Origin of the sequence: Streptomyces sp. NPDC000229 (assembly GCF_040300825.1) — a bacterium.
Taxonomy (GTDB): Bacteria; Actinomycetota; Actinomycetes; order Streptomycetales; family Streptomycetaceae; genus Streptomyces.
Genome location: NZ_JBEPEL010000069.1, coordinates 1 through 20233 on the forward strand (window position 1 = coordinate 1; position 20233 = coordinate 20233).

17 protein-coding genes and 2 rRNA genes are annotated in these 20233 nt (G+C 69.0%); 16 read left to right on the forward strand and 3 right to left on the reverse strand.

Annotation, left to right across the window (positions count from 1 at the left end; genetic code table 11):
* From ABT360_RS26925 to ABT360_RS26975, 11 genes are all read left to right on the forward strand, one after another.
* Window positions 1–3073: ribosomal RNA gene (locus tag ABT360_RS26925) — 23S ribosomal RNA — on the forward strand; the annotation flags it as partial.
* A gap of 90 nt (window positions 3074–3163) precedes the next feature.
* A 5S ribosomal RNA gene (gene rrf / locus ABT360_RS26930) occupies window positions 3164–3280 on the forward strand.
* 89 nt (window positions 3281–3369) lie between these two features.
* Window positions 3370–4191, forward strand: coding sequence for a hypothetical protein (locus ABT360_RS26935; protein WP_351821657.1), 822 nt, complete (start codon window positions 3370–3372; stop codon window positions 4189–4191).
* A gap of 9 nt (window positions 4192–4200) precedes the next feature.
* Window positions 4201–4845, forward strand: coding sequence for an HAD family hydrolase (locus ABT360_RS26940; protein ID WP_351821660.1), 645 nt, complete (start codon window positions 4201–4203; stop codon window positions 4843–4845).
* A 43-nt stretch (window positions 4846–4888) separates the two neighbouring features.
* Window positions 4889–6052, forward strand: a complete 1164-nt coding sequence (locus ABT360_RS26945) for an MFS transporter (protein WP_351821662.1) — start codon at window positions 4889–4891, stop codon at window positions 6050–6052.
* Window positions 6021–7196 carry an acetoin utilization protein AcuC gene (locus tag ABT360_RS26950; protein WP_351821664.1) on the forward strand — a complete coding sequence of 392 codons (1176 nt, stop codon included), beginning with the start codon at window positions 6021–6023 and terminating at the stop codon, window positions 7194–7196. The genes ABT360_RS26945 and ABT360_RS26950 overlap by 32 nt, the downstream gene beginning before the upstream one ends.
* Before the next feature lie 109 nt (window positions 7197–7305).
* Window positions 7306–8121 carry a phosphatase gene (locus ABT360_RS26955; RefSeq protein ID WP_351821667.1) on the forward strand — a complete coding sequence of 272 codons (816 nt, stop codon included), beginning with the start codon at window positions 7306–7308 and terminating at the stop codon, window positions 8119–8121.
* Between the two features lie 128 nt (window positions 8122–8249).
* A complete protein-coding gene (locus tag ABT360_RS26960; protein WP_351821670.1) occupies window positions 8250–8462 on the forward strand; it encodes a helix-turn-helix domain-containing protein in 213 nt (70 codons plus the stop codon).
* A 152-nt stretch (window positions 8463–8614) separates the two neighbouring features.
* Window positions 8615–8713, forward strand: a complete 99-nt coding sequence (locus ABT360_RS26965; protein ID WP_003948845.1) for a 30S ribosomal protein bS22 — start codon at window positions 8615–8617, stop codon at window positions 8711–8713.
* Window positions 8714–8872: 159 nt separating this feature from the next.
* The gene (locus tag ABT360_RS26970) at window positions 8873–9943 is read left to right on the forward strand and encodes an NAD-dependent epimerase/dehydratase family protein (protein WP_351821673.1); all 1071 of its coding nucleotides are present in this window, start codon (window positions 8873–8875) and stop codon (window positions 9941–9943) included.
* A gap of 17 nt (window positions 9944–9960) precedes the next feature.
* Window positions 9961–11013: a lysophospholipid acyltransferase family protein gene (locus ABT360_RS26975; protein WP_351821676.1), complete on the forward strand. Its 1053-nt coding sequence runs from the start codon at window positions 9961–9963 to the stop codon at window positions 11011–11013.
* Window positions 11014–11093: 80 nt separating this feature from the next.
* Here ABT360_RS26975 and ABT360_RS26980 read toward each other — a convergent pair whose 3' ends face one another.
* The 3 genes from ABT360_RS26980 to ABT360_RS26990 all read right to left on the reverse strand — a co-directional run bounded on the left by ABT360_RS26980 (window position 11094) and on the right by ABT360_RS26990 (window position 14545).
* Window positions 11094–12287: a DUF5667 domain-containing protein gene (locus ABT360_RS26980; protein ID WP_351821679.1), complete on the reverse strand. Its 1194-nt coding sequence runs from the start codon at window positions 12285–12287 to the stop codon at window positions 11094–11096.
* Between the two features lie 224 nt (window positions 12288–12511).
* Window positions 12512–13291 (reverse strand): ECF subfamily RNA polymerase sigma factor, BldN family, encoded by a 780-nt coding sequence (locus ABT360_RS26985; RefSeq protein ID WP_084907479.1) that lies wholly within the window; start codon window positions 13289–13291, stop codon window positions 12512–12514.
* Between the two features lie 348 nt (window positions 13292–13639).
* Window positions 13640–14545, reverse strand: a complete 906-nt coding sequence (locus ABT360_RS26990) for an HAD family hydrolase (RefSeq protein ID WP_351821683.1) — start codon at window positions 14543–14545, stop codon at window positions 13640–13642.
* 101 nt (window positions 14546–14646) lie between these two features.
* Here ABT360_RS26990 and ABT360_RS26995 point away from each other — a divergent pair, with 101 nt between their 5' ends.
* From ABT360_RS26995 to ABT360_RS27015, 5 genes are all read left to right on the forward strand, one after another.
* Window positions 14647–14913, forward strand: a complete 267-nt coding sequence (locus tag ABT360_RS26995) for a glutaredoxin family protein (RefSeq protein ID WP_351821686.1) — start codon at window positions 14647–14649, stop codon at window positions 14911–14913.
* Window positions 14914–15377: 464 nt separating this feature from the next.
* The gene (locus tag ABT360_RS27000; protein WP_351821689.1) at window positions 15378–16184 is read left to right on the forward strand and encodes a redox-sensing transcriptional repressor Rex; all 807 of its coding nucleotides are present in this window, start codon (window positions 15378–15380) and stop codon (window positions 16182–16184) included.
* The gene (locus ABT360_RS27005) at window positions 16181–17536 is read left to right on the forward strand and encodes a glutamyl-tRNA reductase (protein ID WP_351821692.1); all 1356 of its coding nucleotides are present in this window, start codon (window positions 16181–16183) and stop codon (window positions 17534–17536) included. The genes ABT360_RS27000 and ABT360_RS27005 overlap by 4 nt, the downstream gene beginning before the upstream one ends.
* Window positions 17533–18510 (forward strand): hydroxymethylbilane synthase, encoded by a 978-nt coding sequence (hemC, locus tag ABT360_RS27010; protein WP_351821695.1) that lies wholly within the window; start codon window positions 17533–17535, stop codon window positions 18508–18510. Before ABT360_RS27005 ends, hemC begins: the two co-directional genes overlap by 4 nt.
* The gene (locus tag ABT360_RS27015; protein ID WP_351821697.1) at window positions 18507–20171 is read left to right on the forward strand and encodes a bifunctional uroporphyrinogen-III C-methyltransferase/uroporphyrinogen-III synthase; all 1665 of its coding nucleotides are present in this window, start codon (window positions 18507–18509) and stop codon (window positions 20169–20171) included. The genes hemC and ABT360_RS27015 overlap by 4 nt, the downstream gene beginning before the upstream one ends.
* Window positions 20172–20233: the final 62 nt, after the last annotated feature.

The following is a 20233-nucleotide window of genomic DNA, read 5'->3' on the forward strand; positions in this document are numbered from 1 at the left end:
CCCTGCGCATGTCCTGACGCGACGTCATCACCATCAAGAGAGAGCGGTACACCCCGTGATGTCCGGACGAGCGGACACCCAGGCGGCCTTCATGGGCTGTCACCCATGCCTGAACACATAGGGCATGTGGAGGGAACGAGGGGAAGTGAAACATCTCAGTACCCTCAGGAAGAGAAAACAACCGTGATTCCGGGAGTAGTGGCGAGCGAAACCGGATGAGGCCAAACCGTATGCGTGTGATACCCGGCAGGGGTTGCGCATGCGGGGTTGTGGGATCTCTTTGTCACAGTCTGCCGGCTGTGAGACGAGTCAGAAACCGTATGGGTAGGCGAAGGACATGCGAAAGGTCCGGCGTAGAGGGTAAGACCCCCGTAGCTGAAACATCAGCGGCTCGTTTAAGAGACACCCAAGTAGCACGGGGCCCGAGAAATCCCGTGTGAATCTGGCGGGACCACCCGCTAAGCCTAAATATTCCCTGGTGACCGATAGCGGATAGTACCGTGAGGGAATGGTGAAAAGTACCGCGGGAGCGGAGTGAAATAGTACCTGAAACCGTGTGCCTACAAGCCGTGGGAGCGTCGGATGTGAGCTTGCTTGCATCTCGTGACTGCGTGCCTTTTGAAGAATGAGCCTGCGAGTTTGCGGTGTGTTGCGAGGTTAACCCGTGTGGGGAAGCCGTAGCGAAAGCGAGTCCGAACAGGGCGATTCAGTAGCGCGCTCAAGACCCGAAGCGGAGTGATCTAGCCATGGGCAGGTTGAAGCGGAGGTAAGACTTCGTGGAGGACCGAACCCACCAGGGTTGAAAACCTGGGGGATGACCTGTGGTTAGGGGTGAAAGGCCAATCAAACTCCGTGATAGCTGGTTCTCCCCGAAATGCATTTAGGTGCAGCGTCGTGTGTTTCTTGCCGGAGGTAGAGCACTGGATAGGCGATGGGCCCTACCGGGTTACTGACCTTAGCCAAACTCCGAATGCCGGTAAGTGAGAGCGCGGCAGTGAGACTGTGGGGGATAAGCTCCATGGTCGAGAGGGAAACAGCCCAGAGCATCGACTAAGGCCCCTAAGCGTACGCTAAGTGGGAAAGGATGTGGAGTCGCAGAGACAACCAGGAGGTTGGCTTAGAAGCAGCCACCCTTGAAAGAGTGCGTAATAGCTCACTGGTCAAGTGATTCCGCGCCGACAATGTAGCGGGGCTCAAGCGTACCGCCGAAGTCGTGTCATTGCAGTACATACCCCCAACGGGGACTGTGATGGGTAGGGGAGCGTCGTGTGCCGGGTGAAGCAGCCGCGGAAGCGAGTTGTGGACGGTTCACGAGTGAGAATGCAGGCATGAGTAGCGATACACACGTGAGAAACGTGTGCGCCGATTGACTAAGGGTTCCTGGGTCAAGCTGATCTGCCCAGGGTAAGTCGGGACCTAAGGCGAGGCCGACAGGCGTAGTCGATGGACAACCGGTTGATATTCCGGTACCCGCTTTGAAACGCCCAATATCGAACCAGGCGATGCTAAGTCCGTGAAGCCGCCCTGGAGCCTTCGGGCAAAGGGGAGTGGTGGAGCCGACGGACCAGACCTGTAGTAGGTAAGCGATGGGGTGACGCAGGAAGGTAGTCCAGCCCGGGCGGTGGTTGTCCCGGGGTAAGGGTGTAGGCCGTGTGATAGGCAAATCCGTCACACATTGAGGCTGAGACCTGATGCCGAGCCGATTGTGGTGAAGTGGATGATCCTATGCTGTCGAGAAAAGCCTCTAGCGAGTTTCATGGCGGCCCGTACCCTAAACCGACTCAGGTGGTCAGGTAGAGAATACCGAGGCGTTCGGGTGAACTATGGTTAAGGAACTCGGCAAAATGCCCCCGTAACTTCGGGAGAAGGGGGGCCATCACTGGTGAGAGGACTTGCTCCTCGAGCTGGGGGTGGCCGCAGAGACCAGCGAGAAGCGACTGTTTACTAAAAACACAGGTCCGTGCGAAGCCGTAAGGCGATGTATACGGACTGACGCCTGCCCGGTGCTGGAACGTTAAGGGGACCGGTTAGCTCCATTTCGGTGGGGCGAAGCTGAGAACTTAAGCGCCAGTAAACGGCGGTGGTAACTATAACCATCCTAAGGTAGCGAAATTCCTTGTCGGGTAAGTTCCGACCTGCACGAATGGCGTAACGACTTCTCGACTGTCTCAACCATAGGCCCGGTGAAATTGCACTACGAGTAAAGATGCTCGTTTCGCGCAGCAGGACGGAAAGACCCCGGGACCTTTACTACAGTTTGATATTGGTGTTCGGTTCGGCTTGTGTAGGATAGGTGGGAGACTGTGAAGCTTGGACGCCAGTTCAGGTGGAGTCGTCGTTGAAATACCACTCTGGTCGTGCTGGATGTCTAACCTGGGTCCGTGATCCGGATCAGGGACAGTGTCTGATGGGTAGTTTAACTGGGGCGGTTGCCTCCTAAAGGGTAACGGAGGCGCCCAAAGGTTCCCTCAGCCTGGTTGGCAATCAGGTGTTGAGTGTAAGTGCACAAGGGAGCTTGACTGTGAGACCGACGGGTCGAGCAGGGACGAAAGTCGGGACTAGTGATCCGGCGGTGGCTTGTGGAAGCGCCGTCGCTCAACGGATAAAAGGTACCCCGGGGATAACAGGCTGATCTTCCCCAAGAGTCCATATCGACGGGATGGTTTGGCACCTCGATGTCGGCTCGTCGCATCCTGGGGCTGGAGTCGGTCCCAAGGGTTGGGCTGTTCGCCCATTAAAGCGGTACGCGAGCTGGGTTTAGAACGTCGTGAGACAGTTCGGTCCCTATCCGCTGTGCGCGTAGGAATATTGAGAAGGGCTGTCCCTAGTACGAGAGGACCGGGACGGACGAACCTCTGGTGTGCCAGTTGTTCTGCCAAGGGCATGGCTGGTTGGCTACGTTCGGGAGGGATAACCGCTGAAAGCATCTAAGCGGGAAGCCTGCTTCGAGATGAGTATTCCCACCTCCTTGAGAGGGTAAGGCTCCCAGTAGACGACTGGGTTGATAGGCCGGATATGGAAGCCCAGTAATGGGTGGAGTTGACCGGTACTAATAGGCCGAGGGCTTGTCCTCAGTTGCTCGCGTCCACTGTGTTAGTTCTGAAGTAACGAACTCCCACACCCTTTACGGGTGGTTGGTTGTAGTTCGACATCTTCATAGTGTTTCGGTGGTCATAGCGTTAGGGAAACGCCCGGTTACATTCCGAACCCGGAAGCTAAGCCTTTCAGCGCCGATGGTACTGCAGGGGGGACCCTGTGGGAGAGTAGGACACCGCCGAACAATTATTGTGGGAAAGCCCCGCACCTTATGGTGCGGGGCTTTTCTGCGTTCCCCTGCCGTAAGCAGCATCGCCTGGATACGGTGACGGCATGTGCATATCGACGGCACCGGCCCGATTCTCGGGCACCACCCTGTACGCCGGGCGTCAGCGGCATCCCGAACATGGGCTGATCCATGTCGTCGGATACCAGAACACCGCCGCCAGCCACGCGGAGGGGCCGAACGCCATGCTGCTGCATCTGCCGGCGGTAGGCATGACGCCGAAGAACTTCATTTCCGTCGGGCACCATGCGGACCTCCTGGAGCGCATGGTCGACGCGGTCCGGCCCGTCCCGGTGGGAGAGCCGGCGGTCATGGACTGGATGGGCGGGGTGGGGCCGTCCCGTGGTGTGCAGGTCTTCGAGCACGACGTCTACACCGTCCTCCTCGCCGACGACCCGACTCTCATCCCTGCCGCGCTCGGCCAGGTACCTCACCGTAAGAGGCCGCACCTCACCCCGGAGCTGTTCGACTTCTACGCGGAGCGGTATCCGCTGCACACCATCGCCGTGTGCTGCTTCCACAACGCCCAGGCGCAGCGGGCCAAGCCCCTGTTCATGTGGTACGAGCCCCTCGACCCGGACCAGTTGGTGCTTCCCGCGCTGGACTGTCACACCGGTGGGGCACCCGATCTCGCGGCCGACGTGGAGGTCGACCACTGGGTGCTGTTCAGCACGGACGAGGCCCCGGACGGGTGGGGCGAGCCGGTCGTGTACCCGTCCGGGATGAGGCACCGCCTGCGAGAGTTCCTGCCGCCGCGCGTCATGGGCGCGCGCTACGAGGGGCGCCTCCCGAACGGCGACTTCGTGATCCAGCACGATGAGCTGCTGAACGGCGATCTCGGCGAGGTTCGGCGCCTCGGCCCCTCCTAGGGTGGCGGCATGCGCTATGAACTGGTCATCTTCGACAACGATGGGGTGCTCGTCGACAGCGAGCCTCTTTCGAACACCCTCCTGGCCGGCTACCTGACCGAGCTCGGGCATCCCACCTCGTACGAGGACTCGTTGCGGGACTACATGGGGGCAGCGATGCACCGGGTGCACGACCTGATCCTGGAGCGGACCGGGCAGCGGTTGCCGGAGGACTTCGACGAGGTCTTCCACGGGCGGGTGTTCGCTGCCTTCGAGCGGGAGCTGGAGGTGGTCGCCGGGGTGCCGGAGATGCTGGAGAAGCTTTCCGCCGAAGGGGTGGCGTACTGCGTCGCCTCGTCCGGGAGCCATGAGCGGATCAGGGTGGGGCACCGGAAGACCGGGCTGGACCGGTGGTTCCGGGAGGGGAATGTCTTCAGCTCGCAGGATGTGGGGCGGGGGAAGCCGGCGCCGGACCTGTTCCTGTATGCCGCCGAGCGGATGGGGGTGGCGCCCGAGCGGTGTGTCGTCGTCGAGGACAGTCCGCTCGGGGTCCAGGCCGCCGTGGCGGCCGGGATGGACGTGTACGGGTTCACGGCGATGACGCCGGTGGAGCGGCTGGTCGGGGTGGAGGGGTGCTTCGACGACATGGGGGAGTTGCCGGGACTGCTCGCGTGAGTGATCTACCCAAGGGTAGGTGCGCGCCCTACGCTGTGCCGCCATGACGGACGCGCGGTTGCGGCGTGGGCGGGGTTCGCTGGCGGTCTCCTTCTTCGTCCAGGGAGTGGCCTTCGCGCTGCTGGTGACGCGTATCCCCGCCATTCAGGACCGGTACGGGATATCCGATGCGCTGCTGCCGGCTTTCCTGGCGGCCGTGCCGGTTCTCGCCGGTGCGGGGAGTGTGCTTGCCGGGAAGCTGGTGCGGCGGGTGGCGCCCGGCGTCGTTCTCAGGTGGGCGCAGCCGGTCGTGCTGTTGTCCCTGCTGGGTGTGGGGGCGGGAGAGCGGCTGTGGCATGTGGGCGTGGCACTGGGGGTGTTCGGGCTGGCCGTCGGGGCGCTGGACGCGTCGATGAACATGCTGGGGGTGAGCCTCCAGTACGCGTACGGGCGCAGCATCATCCTCGGGTTCCACGCGGCGTACAGCCTGGGCGGGATCGTGGGGGCCTCGCTGGCGTGGGCTGCCGTGCACTGGCACGTGGCGCTGGGGGTGTCGTACCTGTCGGTCGTCGTGGTGGTGCTGCCGGCGGCGTTGGCGGGGAGCCGGTGGTACGTGGACGGGGAGACGCGGGCGGGCGGCTCGGTGGGGCGTTCGGCGGGGGTCCTGGTGCCGCTGTGCCTGGTGATGACGTGCGCGTACATCGGTGACGCGACGGTGTCCAACTGGAGCGCGAAGTACCTGACGGATGTGCTGGGCGGTTCGGAGGAGCTGGCGACCGTTCCGTACAACGCCTATATGGTCACGACCCTGTTGGGGCGGGCCCTGGGGGACCTGGGGGTGCGGCGGTTCGGGGCGGTGGCCGTGGTGCGGGGTGGGGCGGTGCTGGCGGCGGCCGGGTTCGGGGTGGTGGCCGGGGCGCCGGGGGCGTGGGCGGGGGTGGCGGGGTTCACCGTGCTGGGCTTCGGGCTGAGCGTGCTGGTGCCGCAGACGTTCGCGGCGGCGCGCGGTGACGCGGAGGTGGCCCGGCTCAATGTCTTCAACTACGTGGGCTTTCTGATCGGGTCGCCGTTGGTGGGGTCGCTGGGGGACGCGTGGAGCTATCGCGGGGCGATGGTGGTGCCGCTGGTATTGGTGCTGGTGACCCTGCGGTACGCCCGTTCGTTCGGTGTTGAACCGAACCGATACGGTGGCGGGCATGAGCGGCCGCGCACTGTTGATGTGGGATGACGCACTTACCGGGTACGACTTCGGGGCCGGACACCCGATGGATCCCGTGCGGCTCGCGCTGACCATGGGGTTGGTGCGGGCGTACGGGCTGGACCGCCGGGTGGACGTGGTGGCCGCCAAGCCGGCCGGGGACTCGACGCTGCGGCTGGTGCACCGCGAGGACTACGTGGCGGCCGTGCGGGCTGCCTCGGCGGATCCGGGGGCGGCGGACCAGGCGTACGGGCTGGGGACCATGGACGACCCGGCGTTCGCGGGGATGCACGAGGCGTCGGCGCTGATCGCGGGTCAGTCGGTGGGCGCGGCCGAGGCGGTGTGGCGGGGGGAGGCCGCGCACGCGGTGAACTTCGCGGGCGGGCTGCACCACGCGATGCCGGGTTCGGCCGCGGGCTTCTGCATCTACAACGACGCGTCGCTGGCGATCGCCCGGCTGCTGGAGCTGGGCGCGGAGCGGGTCGCGTACGTGGACGTGGACGTACACCACGGGGACGGCGTACAGGCGGCGTTCTGGGACGATCCCCGGGTGCTGACCGTCTCGCTGCACGAGCACCCGCGCACGCTGTTCCCGGGGACCGGGTGGCCGGAGGAGACGGGCGCGTCGGGGCCGGCGGAGGGCGGCGCGGTGAACGTGGCCCTGCCGGCCGGGACGGGTGACGCGGGCTGGCTGCGGGCGTTCCACGCGGTGGTGCCCGAGCTGCTGGCGGACTTCCGGCCCCAGGTGCTGGTGACGCAGCACGGGGCCGATACGCACTTCGAGGATCCTCTCGCCCACTTGGCGGTGTCGCTGGACGCCCAGCGGGCCGTCCAGGCGGCCTGCCACGACCTGGCGCACGAGTACGCCGACGGGCGGTGGGTCGCGCTGGGCGGTGGCGGGTACGCGGTCGTGGACGTCGTACCGCGGTCGTGGACGCATCTGGTGGGGATCGCGGCGGGTGCTCCGGTGGAGCCGGAGTCGGTGATTCCGTCGTCGTGGCGGGACGAGGTGTACGCGCGGACGCGGCAGCCGGCGCCCAGGCGGATGACCGACGGGCGGTGGCCGGCGTCGTGGCGGGGCTGGGACGAGGGGTACGACCCGGCGGACCGGCTGGACCAGGCGGTGCTGGCGGCGCGGCGGGCGGTGTTCCCGCTGCGGGGGCTGCTGCCGTAGGGGGCGGGCCGTGGACGGCGGGGGGACGTCGACGGCGGGGTTACGCCAACTGTGGGGTGTCGGCCCGGTTCTGGGGCCGTGCCGGGCGAGCTGCGGCAGCATCGGCAGGGTGTTGAGTACCGGTGCGCTGCGCGCGCATTTGCTGGCGGCCCGGCTGGCCGGCCCGGTGGCCACCTCGCGGGAGGACAGCCTGCGGAGCTATCGCCTGTTCGCGGCCCGGGATCCTCGGGTGACGCTCGGGCTGGATCCGCAGTGGGCGTGGGACGAGCGGGAGCTGCTGCGGCTGATGGCCGACAAGTGCGGGGTCTCCGGCGACCCCGCGTACCGGTCCGGGCCCGATGTCATCGACCCGGAGCGGACGCTGAGCGCGCTCGGCGCGTTCGCCGCGCGGCTCGCGGAGGTGGCCCGGAGGCGGGCGCCGGTGCTGCTCGGGACCGGTCATCCGCACCGACTGCTCGGTTTCTACGCCGAGCTCGCAGACGCTTTGTCGGCGGCCGGATGTCTCGTTCTCACACCCGCGAAGGGGCGATGTGTCGACATAACGACCCGGTTCGGCGTACGTACGTACAGCCTTGACTACGTACGGGGAGTCGCGTTGGTCCGGGAACCAGGGGGCGCAGGCGCCGGTTGTGAGACCGGCGCGCACACCCATTCACCGCTCCCGATCAGGGCCGCTCTGGAGGGTCTCGCGGAGGTCGGCGGACCGCTTCCGGAGCTGGTGGTGGGGGACCACGGATGGGTCTGCGGAGCAGGTCAGCTGGGTATTGAGGCCGTCGGCCTGGCCGACACGGACGACCCCGCGCTGTTCGTCGGGGAGGCGGAGGGGCGCGTGTCCGTGGCGGTCCCGCTGGATGACGCTGTGCGGTCCGATTACTACCGACCGCTTACTCGCTATGTACTCAATCGGGCGTGTCTGTCCCAGTAGTCGGCCGGTGGCAGCTCCTCTTCCCCACTCGTATCACCCGCCCCTACTCTGGTGAGTGAGCGCACCGCGACGAAGAGTCACCGGAGGGGAAGCCGGTGGGCGTTGTGGGCGGAAGGTACAGGTGGGTCATGGCTGCTGCTGGCGAGAGGCCTCTCAACGAGGTCAAGTTCCTGACCGTGGCGGAAGTCGCCTCGGTGATGCGAGTGTCGAAGATGACCGTGTACCGCTTGGTGCACAGCGGTCATCTGCCGGCGATCCGGGTGGGCAGGTCATTCCGGGTGCCGGAGCAAGCGGTTCACGAGTACCTCCGTGACTCCTTTGTGGGGGTGGAGACCGCTTAGCGGTCGGTCCGGAGAGTCCCGCGTACCCCTCGGATTACAAGCTCGGCGCTCTGGCCGGTAGGCTAGGCCGACGTAGGTCGTGTGGGCCCAGACGCCCCGCACCGAGATCCCCGCTCATGCGGGGGTGTTCCGAGAAGTGAGCGAGGGTAGTCGTGGGCTCTGTTATCAAGAAGCGGCGCAAGCGGATGGCGAAGAAGAAGCACCGCAAGCTGCTCAAGCGCACCCGCGTTCAGCGTCGCAACAAGAAGTAAGCGACGGCTGTACGTGCGCCGATCGCGGCCCTCCCACCGGTTCCGGTGGGAGGGCCGCGGTGTTTGCCGCGGCGCCCGCGGGGGTGCGGCGGTCATCACAGCGCACCGTTCACCCGCTACGGTGGCGCATAGGCGAGGACCGAACGGAAGGCGCTGATCTTGGGGAAGGTCGTGCTCGTCACCGGCGTGGCCCGGCAGCTCGGCGGGCGGTTCGTCCGCCGGATCCAGCGGGATCCCGACGTGGAGCGGGTGATCGGCGTGGACGCCGTGCCACCCGCGCACCAGTTGGGTGCCGCGGAGTTCGTCCGGGCCGACATCCGGCAACCCGCCATAGGGCGGGTCCTGGCGGAGTACGGGGTCGACACGGTCGTCCATATGGACGTCACCGGGACACCGCTCGGCGCGGGCGGCCGGACGGCGGTCAAGGAGACCAACGTCATCGGCACCATGCAGCTGCTCGGGGCGTGCCAGAAGTCGCCGACGGTCAGCCGGCTGGTGGTGAAGTCCAGTACGAACGTGTACGGGTCCGCGCCCCGCGACCCGGCCGTCTTCATGGAGACGACACCGCCGAAGTCGCTGCCGAGCGGTGGCTTCGCGAAGGACGCCTGCGAGGTGGAGGGGTACGTAAGGGGCTTCGCGCGCCGGCGGCCCGATGTGGCGGTGTGCGTGCTGCGGTTCGCCAACATCCTCGGGCCGACCGCGGACTCGCCGCTCGCCGAGTACTTCTCGCTGCCGGTGCTCCCCACGGTGTTCGGCTATGACCCGCGGCTGCAGTTCGTCCACGAGGACGACGTGATCGAGGTGCTGCGGATCGCCTCGCACGAGCCGCGCCGCGGCACGCTCAACAGCGGCACGTTCAACGTGGCCGGCGACGGTGTGCTGACACTCTCGCAGTGTTCGCGGCGGCTGGGGCGGCCTACGGTGCCGGTGCTGCTGCCGGCGGTCACATGGGTCGGTACGGCGCTGCGTACGGTGGGTGTGACCGACTTCTCACCCGAGCAGATCCGGCTGCTGATGCACGGCCGGGTGGTGAGCACCGCGCAGATGCGCGAGACGCTCGGGTTCGAGCCGACGTACACGACCGCGCAGACCTTCGCGGACTTCGCGCGCAGCCGCGGCCCCGGCCTGCTGCCGCCGGAGGCCCTCGCGGGGGCGGTCGACCGGATCGCCGCGTCGCAGTTGCCGTTCCTGGGCCGCCGCGGTGCGAAGACGACTTACAGCGCCGGATGAGGGAGCGCGATTCAACGATGGCGGACGCCAAGGTCATTCCGTTCGACGACGACCGGTCGCGCACGGGCGCGGCCACCCCACGACCGGGGCGCCGACGGCCCCTGCTGGGCGGCGGCGCACGGCGACGGAACGGCGAGGGCGCGGTGAGCCCGCTGCCGGGGCCGCAGGCACCCGACGCGGCGGCTCCCGAGGCCGCCGAGGGCGGCGCCGAGGTGGAGACCGGCGGCGGTGGGGACTGGGAGCGGCGGATCGCCGGCGGGCTGGCGTTCCTGCGGCGGCGGATCACCGGCGAGTACGAGGTCGACGAGTTCGGGTACGACGAGGAGCTCACCGACCAGGTGCTGATGTCGCTGCTGCGGCCGCTGTACGGGAACTACTTCCGTGTCGAGGTGAAGGGCATCGAGAACATCCCGTCCGAGGGCGGGGCACTGGTGGTGGCGAACCACTCGGGAGTGCTGCCGCTGGACGGGCTGATGATGCAGGTCGCCGTGCACGACAACCACCCGGCCGGTCGGCATCTGCGGCTGCTCGCCGCGGACCTCGTCTTCATGCTGCCGGTCGTCAACGAGCTGGCCCGCAAGGCGGGGCACACGTTGGCGTGCGCGGAGGACGCGGAGCGGCTGCTCCAGCGCGGTGAGGTCGTCGGGGTGATGCCGGAGGGCTTCAAGGGCATCGGGAAGCCCTTCAGCGAGCGCTACAAGCTTCAGCGGTTCGGCCGCGGCGGGTTCGTGTCGACCGCGCTGCGGGCGGGCGCGCCGATCGTGCCGTGCTCGATCGTGGGGGCGGAGGAGATCTACCCCATGATCGGTAACGCGAAGACCCTCGCACGGGTGCTGGGCATTCCGTACTTCCCCATCACGCCGACGTTTCCCTGGCTGGGGCCGCTCGGGGCGCTGCCGCTGCCGACCAAGTGGACGATCCAGTTCGGCGAGCCGATCCCGACGGACGGCTTCCCGCCGGAGGCGGCGGAGGACCCGATGCTGATGTTCAACCTCACGGACCAGGTGCGGGAACAGATTCAGCACACGCTGTACAAGCTGTTGGTGCAGCGGCGGTCGGTGTTCTTCTGACGGAGCCGGTTCTCCGGCCGAACGGGTGATGGGTGGGTGCCCCCTTGGGGAGGGCACCCACCCATCTGCCTGTCCACCTGCTACCTGGCGTCTTCCTCGTCGATGCCCAGGCCCGGGATGATGCCCGGGAGGATCGGCGGGATCGTGACGTCCGGGGAGGGCGCCGGGGCAGGCTGACTGCCGCCGCCGCTGCCCGTGGCCGGTGGGGGTGTCGTCGGGTCCGGTTCGAGCAGGCCGCCCGTGTTGCCGCCGAGCAGGCCGTCCTCCTTCGCCGCGGCGGACCCGGAGCCGGAGGGGCCGGGCTTGCTGCTGCCCGACGGCCGGGACTCGGGGCTGGACGGGGCACGGTGGGACGGTCGGGAGCCCGAGGAGTCCTCGGTGGCGCCCGGCCGGCCGGATCCCCTGCCGTCGCTCCGCTCCGGGGGCTGCGGCAGCTGGGACTGGAGCGGTCCGACCTCTTCGTCTATGGCGGCGAAGACGTCACTCACCTCGTCTCGTACGTCGGTCAGCTGGACGGGCAGCCGGTCGCGCAGGCCGTTCCAGGCCTCCCGGTGGTTGCGGGCGAACGAGTTCAGCGTGGCCATCGGGGCGATGGTGCCGCCCCGCTCGTACGCCAGGCGGAGCAGCCGGTGGCCCTCGGCGGCGTCGTGCTTCATGCCGTTGAGCGCCCGCCGGATCTCGCCCAGGGACTCGTGGTCCAGCACCCCGGACCGGTCACGCTCGATGAGGCGGCGGGCCTCATTGAGCCGGGTGGAGGCCTGGTCGAGGTAGATCTCGCCTCGGTCGGCGTCGTCGTCCGCCATCCCGAGCTTGAGATCCTCCATACCGCGCTTCAGCCCGTAGAGCGAGTCACCGGGGAGGGCGTCGGAACTGGCAGCGGCCACCCCGCTGAACGCTCCCGCCGCCACCCCTACCGTGAGGCCGCCGGCGGCGAGCCCCTTCGACCAGCGGGAGCGGGGACGCAACTTCCGGAGCGCGGTGGCCCGGTGGGCACCCCGCCCGGTCGCCGCTCGCTGCTCCGGCACCGTAGGGCCCGCGGATGCGCTCCCTTCGGCGAACATCGCTTCCATGGCGGCGACGAGCTGGGCTCGCTGCACCACCTTCACGTCGGGATCCAACTCCGGCTTCGGCAACTCGCCGAGGCCGTTCGCCAGGGCCAACAGCCGACCCTGGTCGGTCGGTTCGACCGATGCCTCGGGCTGCTCGGCCGCCTTCTCTTCCAGGGCCTGGGCGAAGGCGTTCGCCCGCCGGTGCGCCGATACGTTCGCGATCACTGGCGGCACCTCCTCTCGTCATGACGGTCGACTCCCCGGGGGGTCCGGAAGGTTGCACACCTTGAGCACATCCACACGAACGAGTGAGTGGCTGGGGTCAGGGTGTGACCACAGGGAGCCTGCATCCCGCACAACGAGCGGCTCGGCACTTGGGTTACGCACGAAAGATGATCGGACCAGCGCGTCATCGAGGCGTCACCGACGGTGAGTTGGGGTGTAAGGGGTCAGCGGGCGTCTTCGGGGAGCAGACGCGCCAGGGTGCGGACCGCCCGGTACTGGAGGGTCTTGATCGCACCTTCGTTCTTGCCCATGACACGGGCGGTCTCCGCGACGGACAGGCCCTGCAGGAAGCGCAGGGTCACGCACTCCTGCTGCTGCGGATTGAGCTTGCGGACCGCTTCCAGGAGAGCGGCGTTGGAGAGGGACTCCAGGACCGAGTCCTCCGGGCTGCGCTCGACCTCATTGGCGTCGAGCATTTCGCCGGTGGTCACTTCCAGCCGGAACCGGCTCGATTTGAAGTGGTCGGCGACCAGGTTGCGAGCGATGGTGACCAGCCAGGCGCCGAAATCACGCCCCTGCCAGGTGAAGGTGGAGATGCGGCGCAGGGCGCGCAGGAACGTCTCGCTGGTCAGGTCCTCGGCCGTCGCCTTCCCGCCGACGCGGTAGTAGATGTAGCGGTAGACGGTGTCGCTGTACTGGTCGTACAGACGGCCGAAGGCGTCGGCCTCGCCGGCCTGGGCGCGCTCGACCAGCTCCATCATGCGGGCGCTGTCGCTGTCGGCGGTGGGTCGGCGGGCGGTGGTCGAGGTGCCCGAACCGCCCCGGCCGCCGCGTCTCCCGACGGCTGCACCGCCGTCGGCGAGGGCATAGCAAGGACCGGCGAGTGCCGGTGAGGCGAAGGCCGGGACGGCGTACGCGGTGGGGACGAAGCCGCGCAGATGGTCGATGACCGTCGCGCGGAGCGTAGCCAGGCCCGAGGCGTCAACCCCGACGTGTGGGTACACGGGACTCCCAGAGGCAGAGCTTCCATCACGTGCAGTACGGAACCTTTCACTCGTCGTAGCGACGCGTGGGGGTCTCGTATGCGTCTGAGGAGAATAACGCTTAGTGCAGGGAGCGCTACGCCGAGTTGCTCAAATCATCGATTCAGTCGCTTCTGTTACGTCTACGCGGCTGATCAAGTCGCACTTCGTGACCAGTTATTGATCGGATTACTTCGAGAAGTGCTTGGGTGCGGGATCTCTTGTGGCCGAGTGCGTACGGGGCGACTGGCGCGGGGCCGACGGGGGTAAGAAGCCCGGATTGGCCGCGGGCCGGTGGCCGCCGGCCGGGCGGGGAGAGGGTCGTGCGCGTCAGCGGCGGCGGCGGTGGAGGGCCACGGCGGCGGCCGTACCGCCGGCGATGGCGCCCACGCCCGCGGCGGCCGGGATGCCGACCTTGGCGGCCTTGCGGCCCGTGCGGTAGTCGCGCAGCCGCCACTCGCGCTCACGCGCGTACCGGCGCAGCTTGGCGTCCGGGTTGATGGCGTACGGGTGGCCCACCAGGGACAGCATGGGGATGTCGTTGTGGCTGTCGCTGTACGCCGCGCAGCGCGACAGGTCCAGGCCCTCGGCGGCGGCCAGCGCCCGGACCGCCTCCGCCTTTGCGGGGCCGTGCAGCGGCTCGCCGACGAGCTTGCCGGTGTAGACGCCGTCGACGGACTCGGCGACCGTGCCGAGCGCGCCGGTGAGGCCCAGGCGGCGGGCGATGATGGTCGCCGTCTCCACGGGGGCGGCGGTGACCAGCCAGACCCTCTGGCCGGCGTCGAGGTGGGCCTGGGCCAGGGCGCGGGTACCGGGCCAGATGCGGTCGGCCATGTACTCGTCGTAGATCTCCTCGCCGATGGTCATCAGCTCGGAGACGCGGTGGCCCTTGACGATGGACAGCGCGCTGTCGCGGGCGTCCTGCATGTGCTCGGGGTCCTCGACACCGGCGAGCCGGAACCACGCCTGCTGCCAGGCGAACCGGGCGAGCTCCCGGCGCTGGAAGAACTTCCGCTTGTACAGCCCGCGGCCGAAGTGGAAGATCGCGGCGCCCTGCATCACGGTGTTGTCGAGGTCGAAGAAGGCGGCGGCGTGCTCGTCACCGGGCACGGGGAACTGGGGTTCGGGCGCCGGCTGCGAGGTCTTGCGGGCGGCCTCGGCCGACGCTTCGCCCGCCAGCACGCTGCGCGCGGTGGCGGAACGCCTATGAGGAGTGAGCCATCCCAGTGCGGCCATGCGGTGAGCATAGCCACTGTGTTCGGTACTCCCCGACTTGTGGGGATGCCATGGCGTGAACTCTGCGAGGCGCCGGTATGACGCGGGCGGAGAATGGGGGCATGTTCGGACGTACGAAGAAGAAGACCGGTCCGCGGACGGTGACTCTCATCGGGAAGCCGGGGTGTCATCTGTGCGACGACGCGCGGGCGGTGATCCAGCAGGTGTGCGCCGAGACGGGCGCGCTGTGGGAGGAGAAGGACATCCTCCAGGACGAGGAGCTCCACCGGGCGTACTGGGAGCAGATTCCGGTTGTGCTCGTGGACGGCGAGCAGCACACGTTCTGGAAGGTGGACGCCGGCCGGCTGCGGCGGGCGCTGGAGGGCTGAGGCGCGGGACGCCGGGGCCGTCGGGCGGCGGGTGGGGACGGGTGGTGCCCGGGGCGGTCGGGGTGTGTGCGGTGGTGTGGTGCGGGGGGCGTCACGGCCCGGTGGGGGCCGGGGCGGGGTGCGGGCGGTTGTGGGATGTGGCGGCGGCGTGGTGCGGGGGTGCCACCGGATGCCCGAGCGGGAGGGGTGACCGGGAAAGGCGGTTACCATCGTGTGCGTTTTGTTGCGCTTCGGGGGCGTGGTCATGAGGAGTGTGTACCGCTTTGTCCCCTAAGGCTCGCGAACGGACCGAGGCCCGCCCCGGTTCCGGGATGGCGCGATCGATTCGCGTGAGCCCGGTCACTTTGCGCGGACAAAATGGACACCATCTTTGTGCACGCGTTCACAAAGACATAGCCTGCTGTCGACGGGGCGGTCTTGGTACGTATGGCCGCCTGCAGCCCCGCTCATCCCGCAGGAGCACCGTGGCAACTGGCCGAACACACCGACCGGCGACCCGTAGCCGAGGAATCCCCGAGGCCACCGTCGCCAGGCTTCCGCTGTATCTGCGGGCGCTCACCGCACTGTCGGAGCGCTCCGTACCCACGGTCTCCTCCGAGGAGCTCGCCGCGGCGGCAGGGGTCAACTCCGCGAAGCTGCGCAAGGACTTCTCGTACCTCGGGTCGTACGGCACCCGCGGCGTCGGGTACGACGTCGAGTACCTCGTCTACCAGATCTCGCGCGAGCTCGGGCTCACCCAGGACTGGCCGATCGTCATGGTCGGTATCGGTAACCTCGGCGCCGCCCTCGCCAACTACGGCGGGTTCGCCTCCCGTGGCTTCCGCGTCGCCGCGCTGATCGACGCCGACCCCTCGATGGTCGGCAAGCCGGTGGCGGGCATGCCCGTCCAGTTCATCGACGACCTCGAGAAGATCGTCGACGAGAACGGCGTCTCGATCGGCGTCATCGCCACACCCGCCGGTGCCGCGCAGCAGGTCTGCGACCGGCTCGTCGCGGCCGGGGTGACCTCCATCCTGAACTTCGCGCCGACCGTGCTGTCCGTGCCCGACGGTGTGGACGTGCGCAAGGTCGACCTCTCCATCGAGCTGCAGATCCTCGCCTTCCACGAGCAGCGCAAGGCCGGCGAGGAGACGGGCGGCGAGGCGGTCCTGCCGCCCTCTCCCGCAGCCTCCGGCGTGGGAGGCACCTCGATGCGCGACGCGGCCGCCGCCACGCCCGCCGAGGGCCGGAAGGGACCTGACGGGGACATGCCCGCCGTGATGCCGGCATGAGCCTCCTCGTCGTCGGTCTCAGCCACCGCAGCGCCCCCGTCAGCGTGCTGGAGCGGGCCTCCCTCGACTCCGACACGCGCGGCAAGCTGCTCCACGACGCCCTGGCCGCCGAGCCGGCCACCGAGGCCGCCGTCCTGGCCACCTGCAACCGCATCGAGCTGTACGCCGACGTGGACAAGTTCCACGCGGGCGTCGCCGAGCTGTCCACCCTGCTCGCCCAGCACAGCGGGGTCGGGCTGGAGGAGCTCACGCCCTACCTTTACGTGCACTACGAGGACCGGGCCGTCCACCACCTCTTCTCGGTGGCGTGCGGACTGGACTCCATGGTCGTCGGCGAGGGCCAGATCCTCGGCCAGATCAAGGACGCCCTCGCGCTCGGGCAGGAGCTGCACACCGCCGGGCGGCTGCTGAACGACCTCTTCCAGCAGGCGCTGCGGGTCGGCAAGCGGGCCCACAGCGAGACCGGCATCGACCGGGCCGGTCAGTCGCTCGTCACCTTCGGGCTGGAGCAGCTGGCGGCCGGTGGCGACGTCGCCGCCTGGGCCGAGGGCAAGCGGGCGCTCGTCATCGGCGCCGGATCGATGTCCTCGCTGGCCGCCGCCACGCTCGCGCGGGCCGGGGTCGGCGAGATCGTCATCGCCAACCGGACGGCGGAGCGCGCCGAACGGCTCGTACAGATCCTGACCGAGCCCGGGGGCACGGGCGTGGCCGCGCGTGCCGTGGCCATGACCGCCCTGGGCGACGAACTGACACGTGCCGACGTGGTCGTGTCCTGCACGGGGGCCACCGGGCTCGTGCTGACCGGGGCGGTCGTGGAGAGCGCGACCGCGGGGCGTACCGCGCCGCTCGCGCTGCTCGACCTCGCGATGCCCCGTGACATCGACGCCGCCGTGCACCGACTGGCGGGGGTCCGGCTCGTCGACATCGAGTCGCTCGCCGACGCCTCCGCCGACGCGCCGATGGCCGCCGACGTGGACCAGGTGCGCGGCATCGTCGCCGACGAGGTCGCCGCCTTCGGCGCCGCCCAGCGCGCCGCGCACATCACCCCCACCGTCGTCGCGCTGCGCGCCATGGCCGCCGACGTCGTCGCGGGGGAGATGGCCCGGTTGGAGGGGCGGCTGCCCGCCCTCGACGACAAGCAGCGCGCCGAGATCACCCAAACCGTGCGCCGTGTGGTGGACAAGCTCCTCCACGCGCCGACCGTACGGGTCAAGCAGCTCGCCAGCGAGCCCGGCGGCGCCGGGTACGCGGACGCGCTGCGCACACTCTTCGACCTCGACCCGGAGACGGTCGCCTCCGTCAGCCGGGCCGACGTGAACGAAGCCGATCTTAAGAACCGAGGGCGAGTATGACCGAGAGGGCCCAGAGGGCTGAGAGGGCATTGAGGCTCGGGACCAGGCGCAGCAAGCTCGCCATGGCCCAGTCCGGCCATGTCGCGGAGGCGGTGCGGCAGCTGACCGGGCGCCCCGTGGAGCTCGTGGAGATCACCACGTACGGTGACACCTCCCGCGAGAACCTCGCGCAGATCGGCGGCACCGGCGTCTTCGTCACCGCGCTGCGCGACGCGCTGCTCGCGGGCGAGGTCGACTTCGCCGTGCACTCGCTGAAGGACCTGCCGACCACGCAGCCCGACGACCTGGTGCTCGCGGCGATCCCGCGGCGCGAGGACCCGCGCGACGTGCTGGTCGCCCGCGACGGGCTCCGCTTCGAGCAGCTTCCGGCCGGGTCCCGCGTGGGTACCGGTTCGCCGCGGCGCATGGCGCAGCTCAACGCGTACGCGCGTGCCCATGGCATGGAGATCGAGTGCGTCGCCATCCGGGGGAACGTCGACACGCGCATCGGCTACGTACGCAACGGGGAGCTGGACGCGGTGGTACTCGCCGCGGCCGGGCTCAACCGCATCGGGCGTAGCGAGGAGGTCACCGACTTCCTGTCGGTCGACACCGTTCTGCCCGCTCCCGGTCAGGGGGCGCTGGCGATCGAATGTACGGCGGCCAATACCGACCTCGCCGCCGCGCTCGCCGAGCTCGACGACCCGTACACCCGGGCCGCCGTGACCGCCGAGCGGTCCCTGCTCGCCGCCCTGGAGGCCGGCTGCAGCGCACCCGTGGGTGCCCTGGCCGACCCCCTGGCCGATGGGCAGGTTGTTCATGAGATGCGCCTGCGGGGCGTCGTCGGTACGACCGACGGCTCCGCGCTGGTGCAGTTGTCCACCACCGGTCCCGTACCCACGTCGCACGGCGACGCTGTCGCGCTCGGGCGCGAACTCGCGTCCGAGATGCTCGCCAAGGGTGCGGCCGGTCTTATGGGGGAGCGAGCACTTTGAGCCCCACCACTGCATCCAAGGCTTCCTCCGCGTTCTCCGCGTGCGGGCACGTCACCTTCCTGGGCGCCGGACCCGGTGATCCGGGGCTGCTGACCCTGCGCGCCGTCGAGGCCCTGTCAGGCGCTGACGTACTGATCGCCGAGCCGGATGTGCTCGACGTCGTACGAGGCCATGCGCGGGCGGGTGTGAGCACGCCTGAGCTGACGGTCGTTGACGATGCGTCAATGCCCGCCGGGGTCCCCGTGTTGAGGGATGCGACCAATCTTGTCATGGAGGCCGCGCGGGGCGGCAAGCGGGTCGTCCGTGCGGTGAGCGGCGACCCGGGGCTCGACGGCAACGCGGGCGCCGAGATGCTCGCCTGCGCCGCGGAGGGCATCCCCTTCGAGGTCGTGCCCGGTGTCGCCGCGGCCGTGGGCGTGCCCGCGTACGCCGGTGTGCCGCTGCGGGACGCACAGGGCGCGGACGTGCGCTTCGTGGACGCGCGGACCGCGAGCGAGCGGTGCTGGACGGAGGTGGGCGCTTCGGACGGGACGGTGGTCGTGTCGACGACGCTCGACTCCGTGGCCGCCGCCGCCGGTGAGCTGGTGTCGGCGGGCCGTAAGCCCGACACCCCGCTGACCGTCACGGTGGCCGGTACGACCACCCGGCAGCGGACGTGGACCGCCACGCTCGGCTCGATCGCGCAGGTGCTCAAGCAGGCGAAGGTGCTGCCGTCGCCCGAGGGCCACCAGCCCGTCATAGCCGTGGTCGGTGAGCGCAGTTCCGCCGCCCAGCGCGACCAGCTCGCGTGGTTCGAGTCCAAGCCGCTTTTCGGCTGGAAGGTCCTCGTACCGCGCACCAAGGAGCAGGCGGCGTCGCTCTCCGACCAGCTCCGGTCCTACGGCGCGGTGCCGAGCGAGGTCCCGACCATCGCGGTCGAGCCGCCTCGTACGCCGCAGCAGATGGAGCGCGCGGTCAAGGGGCTCGTGACCGGGCGGTACGAGTGGATCGCCTTCACGTCGGTCAACGCGGTGAAGGCGGTGCGGGAGAAGTTCGAGGAGTACGGGCTCGACGCCCGCGCCTTCGCCGGGATCAAGGTCGCGGCGGTGGGCGAGCAGACCGCTGCTTCGCTGGTCGAGTTCGGCGTCAAGCCGGACCTCGTGCCGAGCGGCGAGCAGTCGGCCGCGGGGCTGCTGGAGGACTGGCCGCCGTACGACCCGGTCTTCGACCCGATCGACCGTGTCTTCCTGCCGCGGGCGGACATCGCCACCGAGACGCTGGTGGCCGGCCTCATCGAGCTCGGGTGGGAGGTCGACGACGTCACCGCCTACCGGACCGTGCGGGCGTCGCCGCCACCGGCCGAGACGCGGGAGGCCATCAAGGGCGGTGGCTTCGACGCCGTGCTGTTCACGTCGTCGTCGACGGTGCGGAACCTGGTGGGTATCGCCGGCAAGCCGCACAACGTGACGGTCATCGCCTGCATCGGGCCCGCCACCGCGAAGACGGCGGAGGAGCACGGCCTGCGGGTCGACGTGCTGTCGCCCGAGCCGTCCGTGCACAAGCTGGCCGAGGCGCTGGCCGAGTTCGGGCTCCGCCGCCGGGCCGCCGCGCTGGAGGCCGGTGACCCCGTCACGCGGCCGAGCGAGCGGCGGCCGGGTGCGCGGCGGAGGCGGACCACGTAGAACCCGTGGGGCGGTGCGTTCCGGGCGCGGCCGGGTGGGCTCCTGTGGGGGCTCTGCCCGGC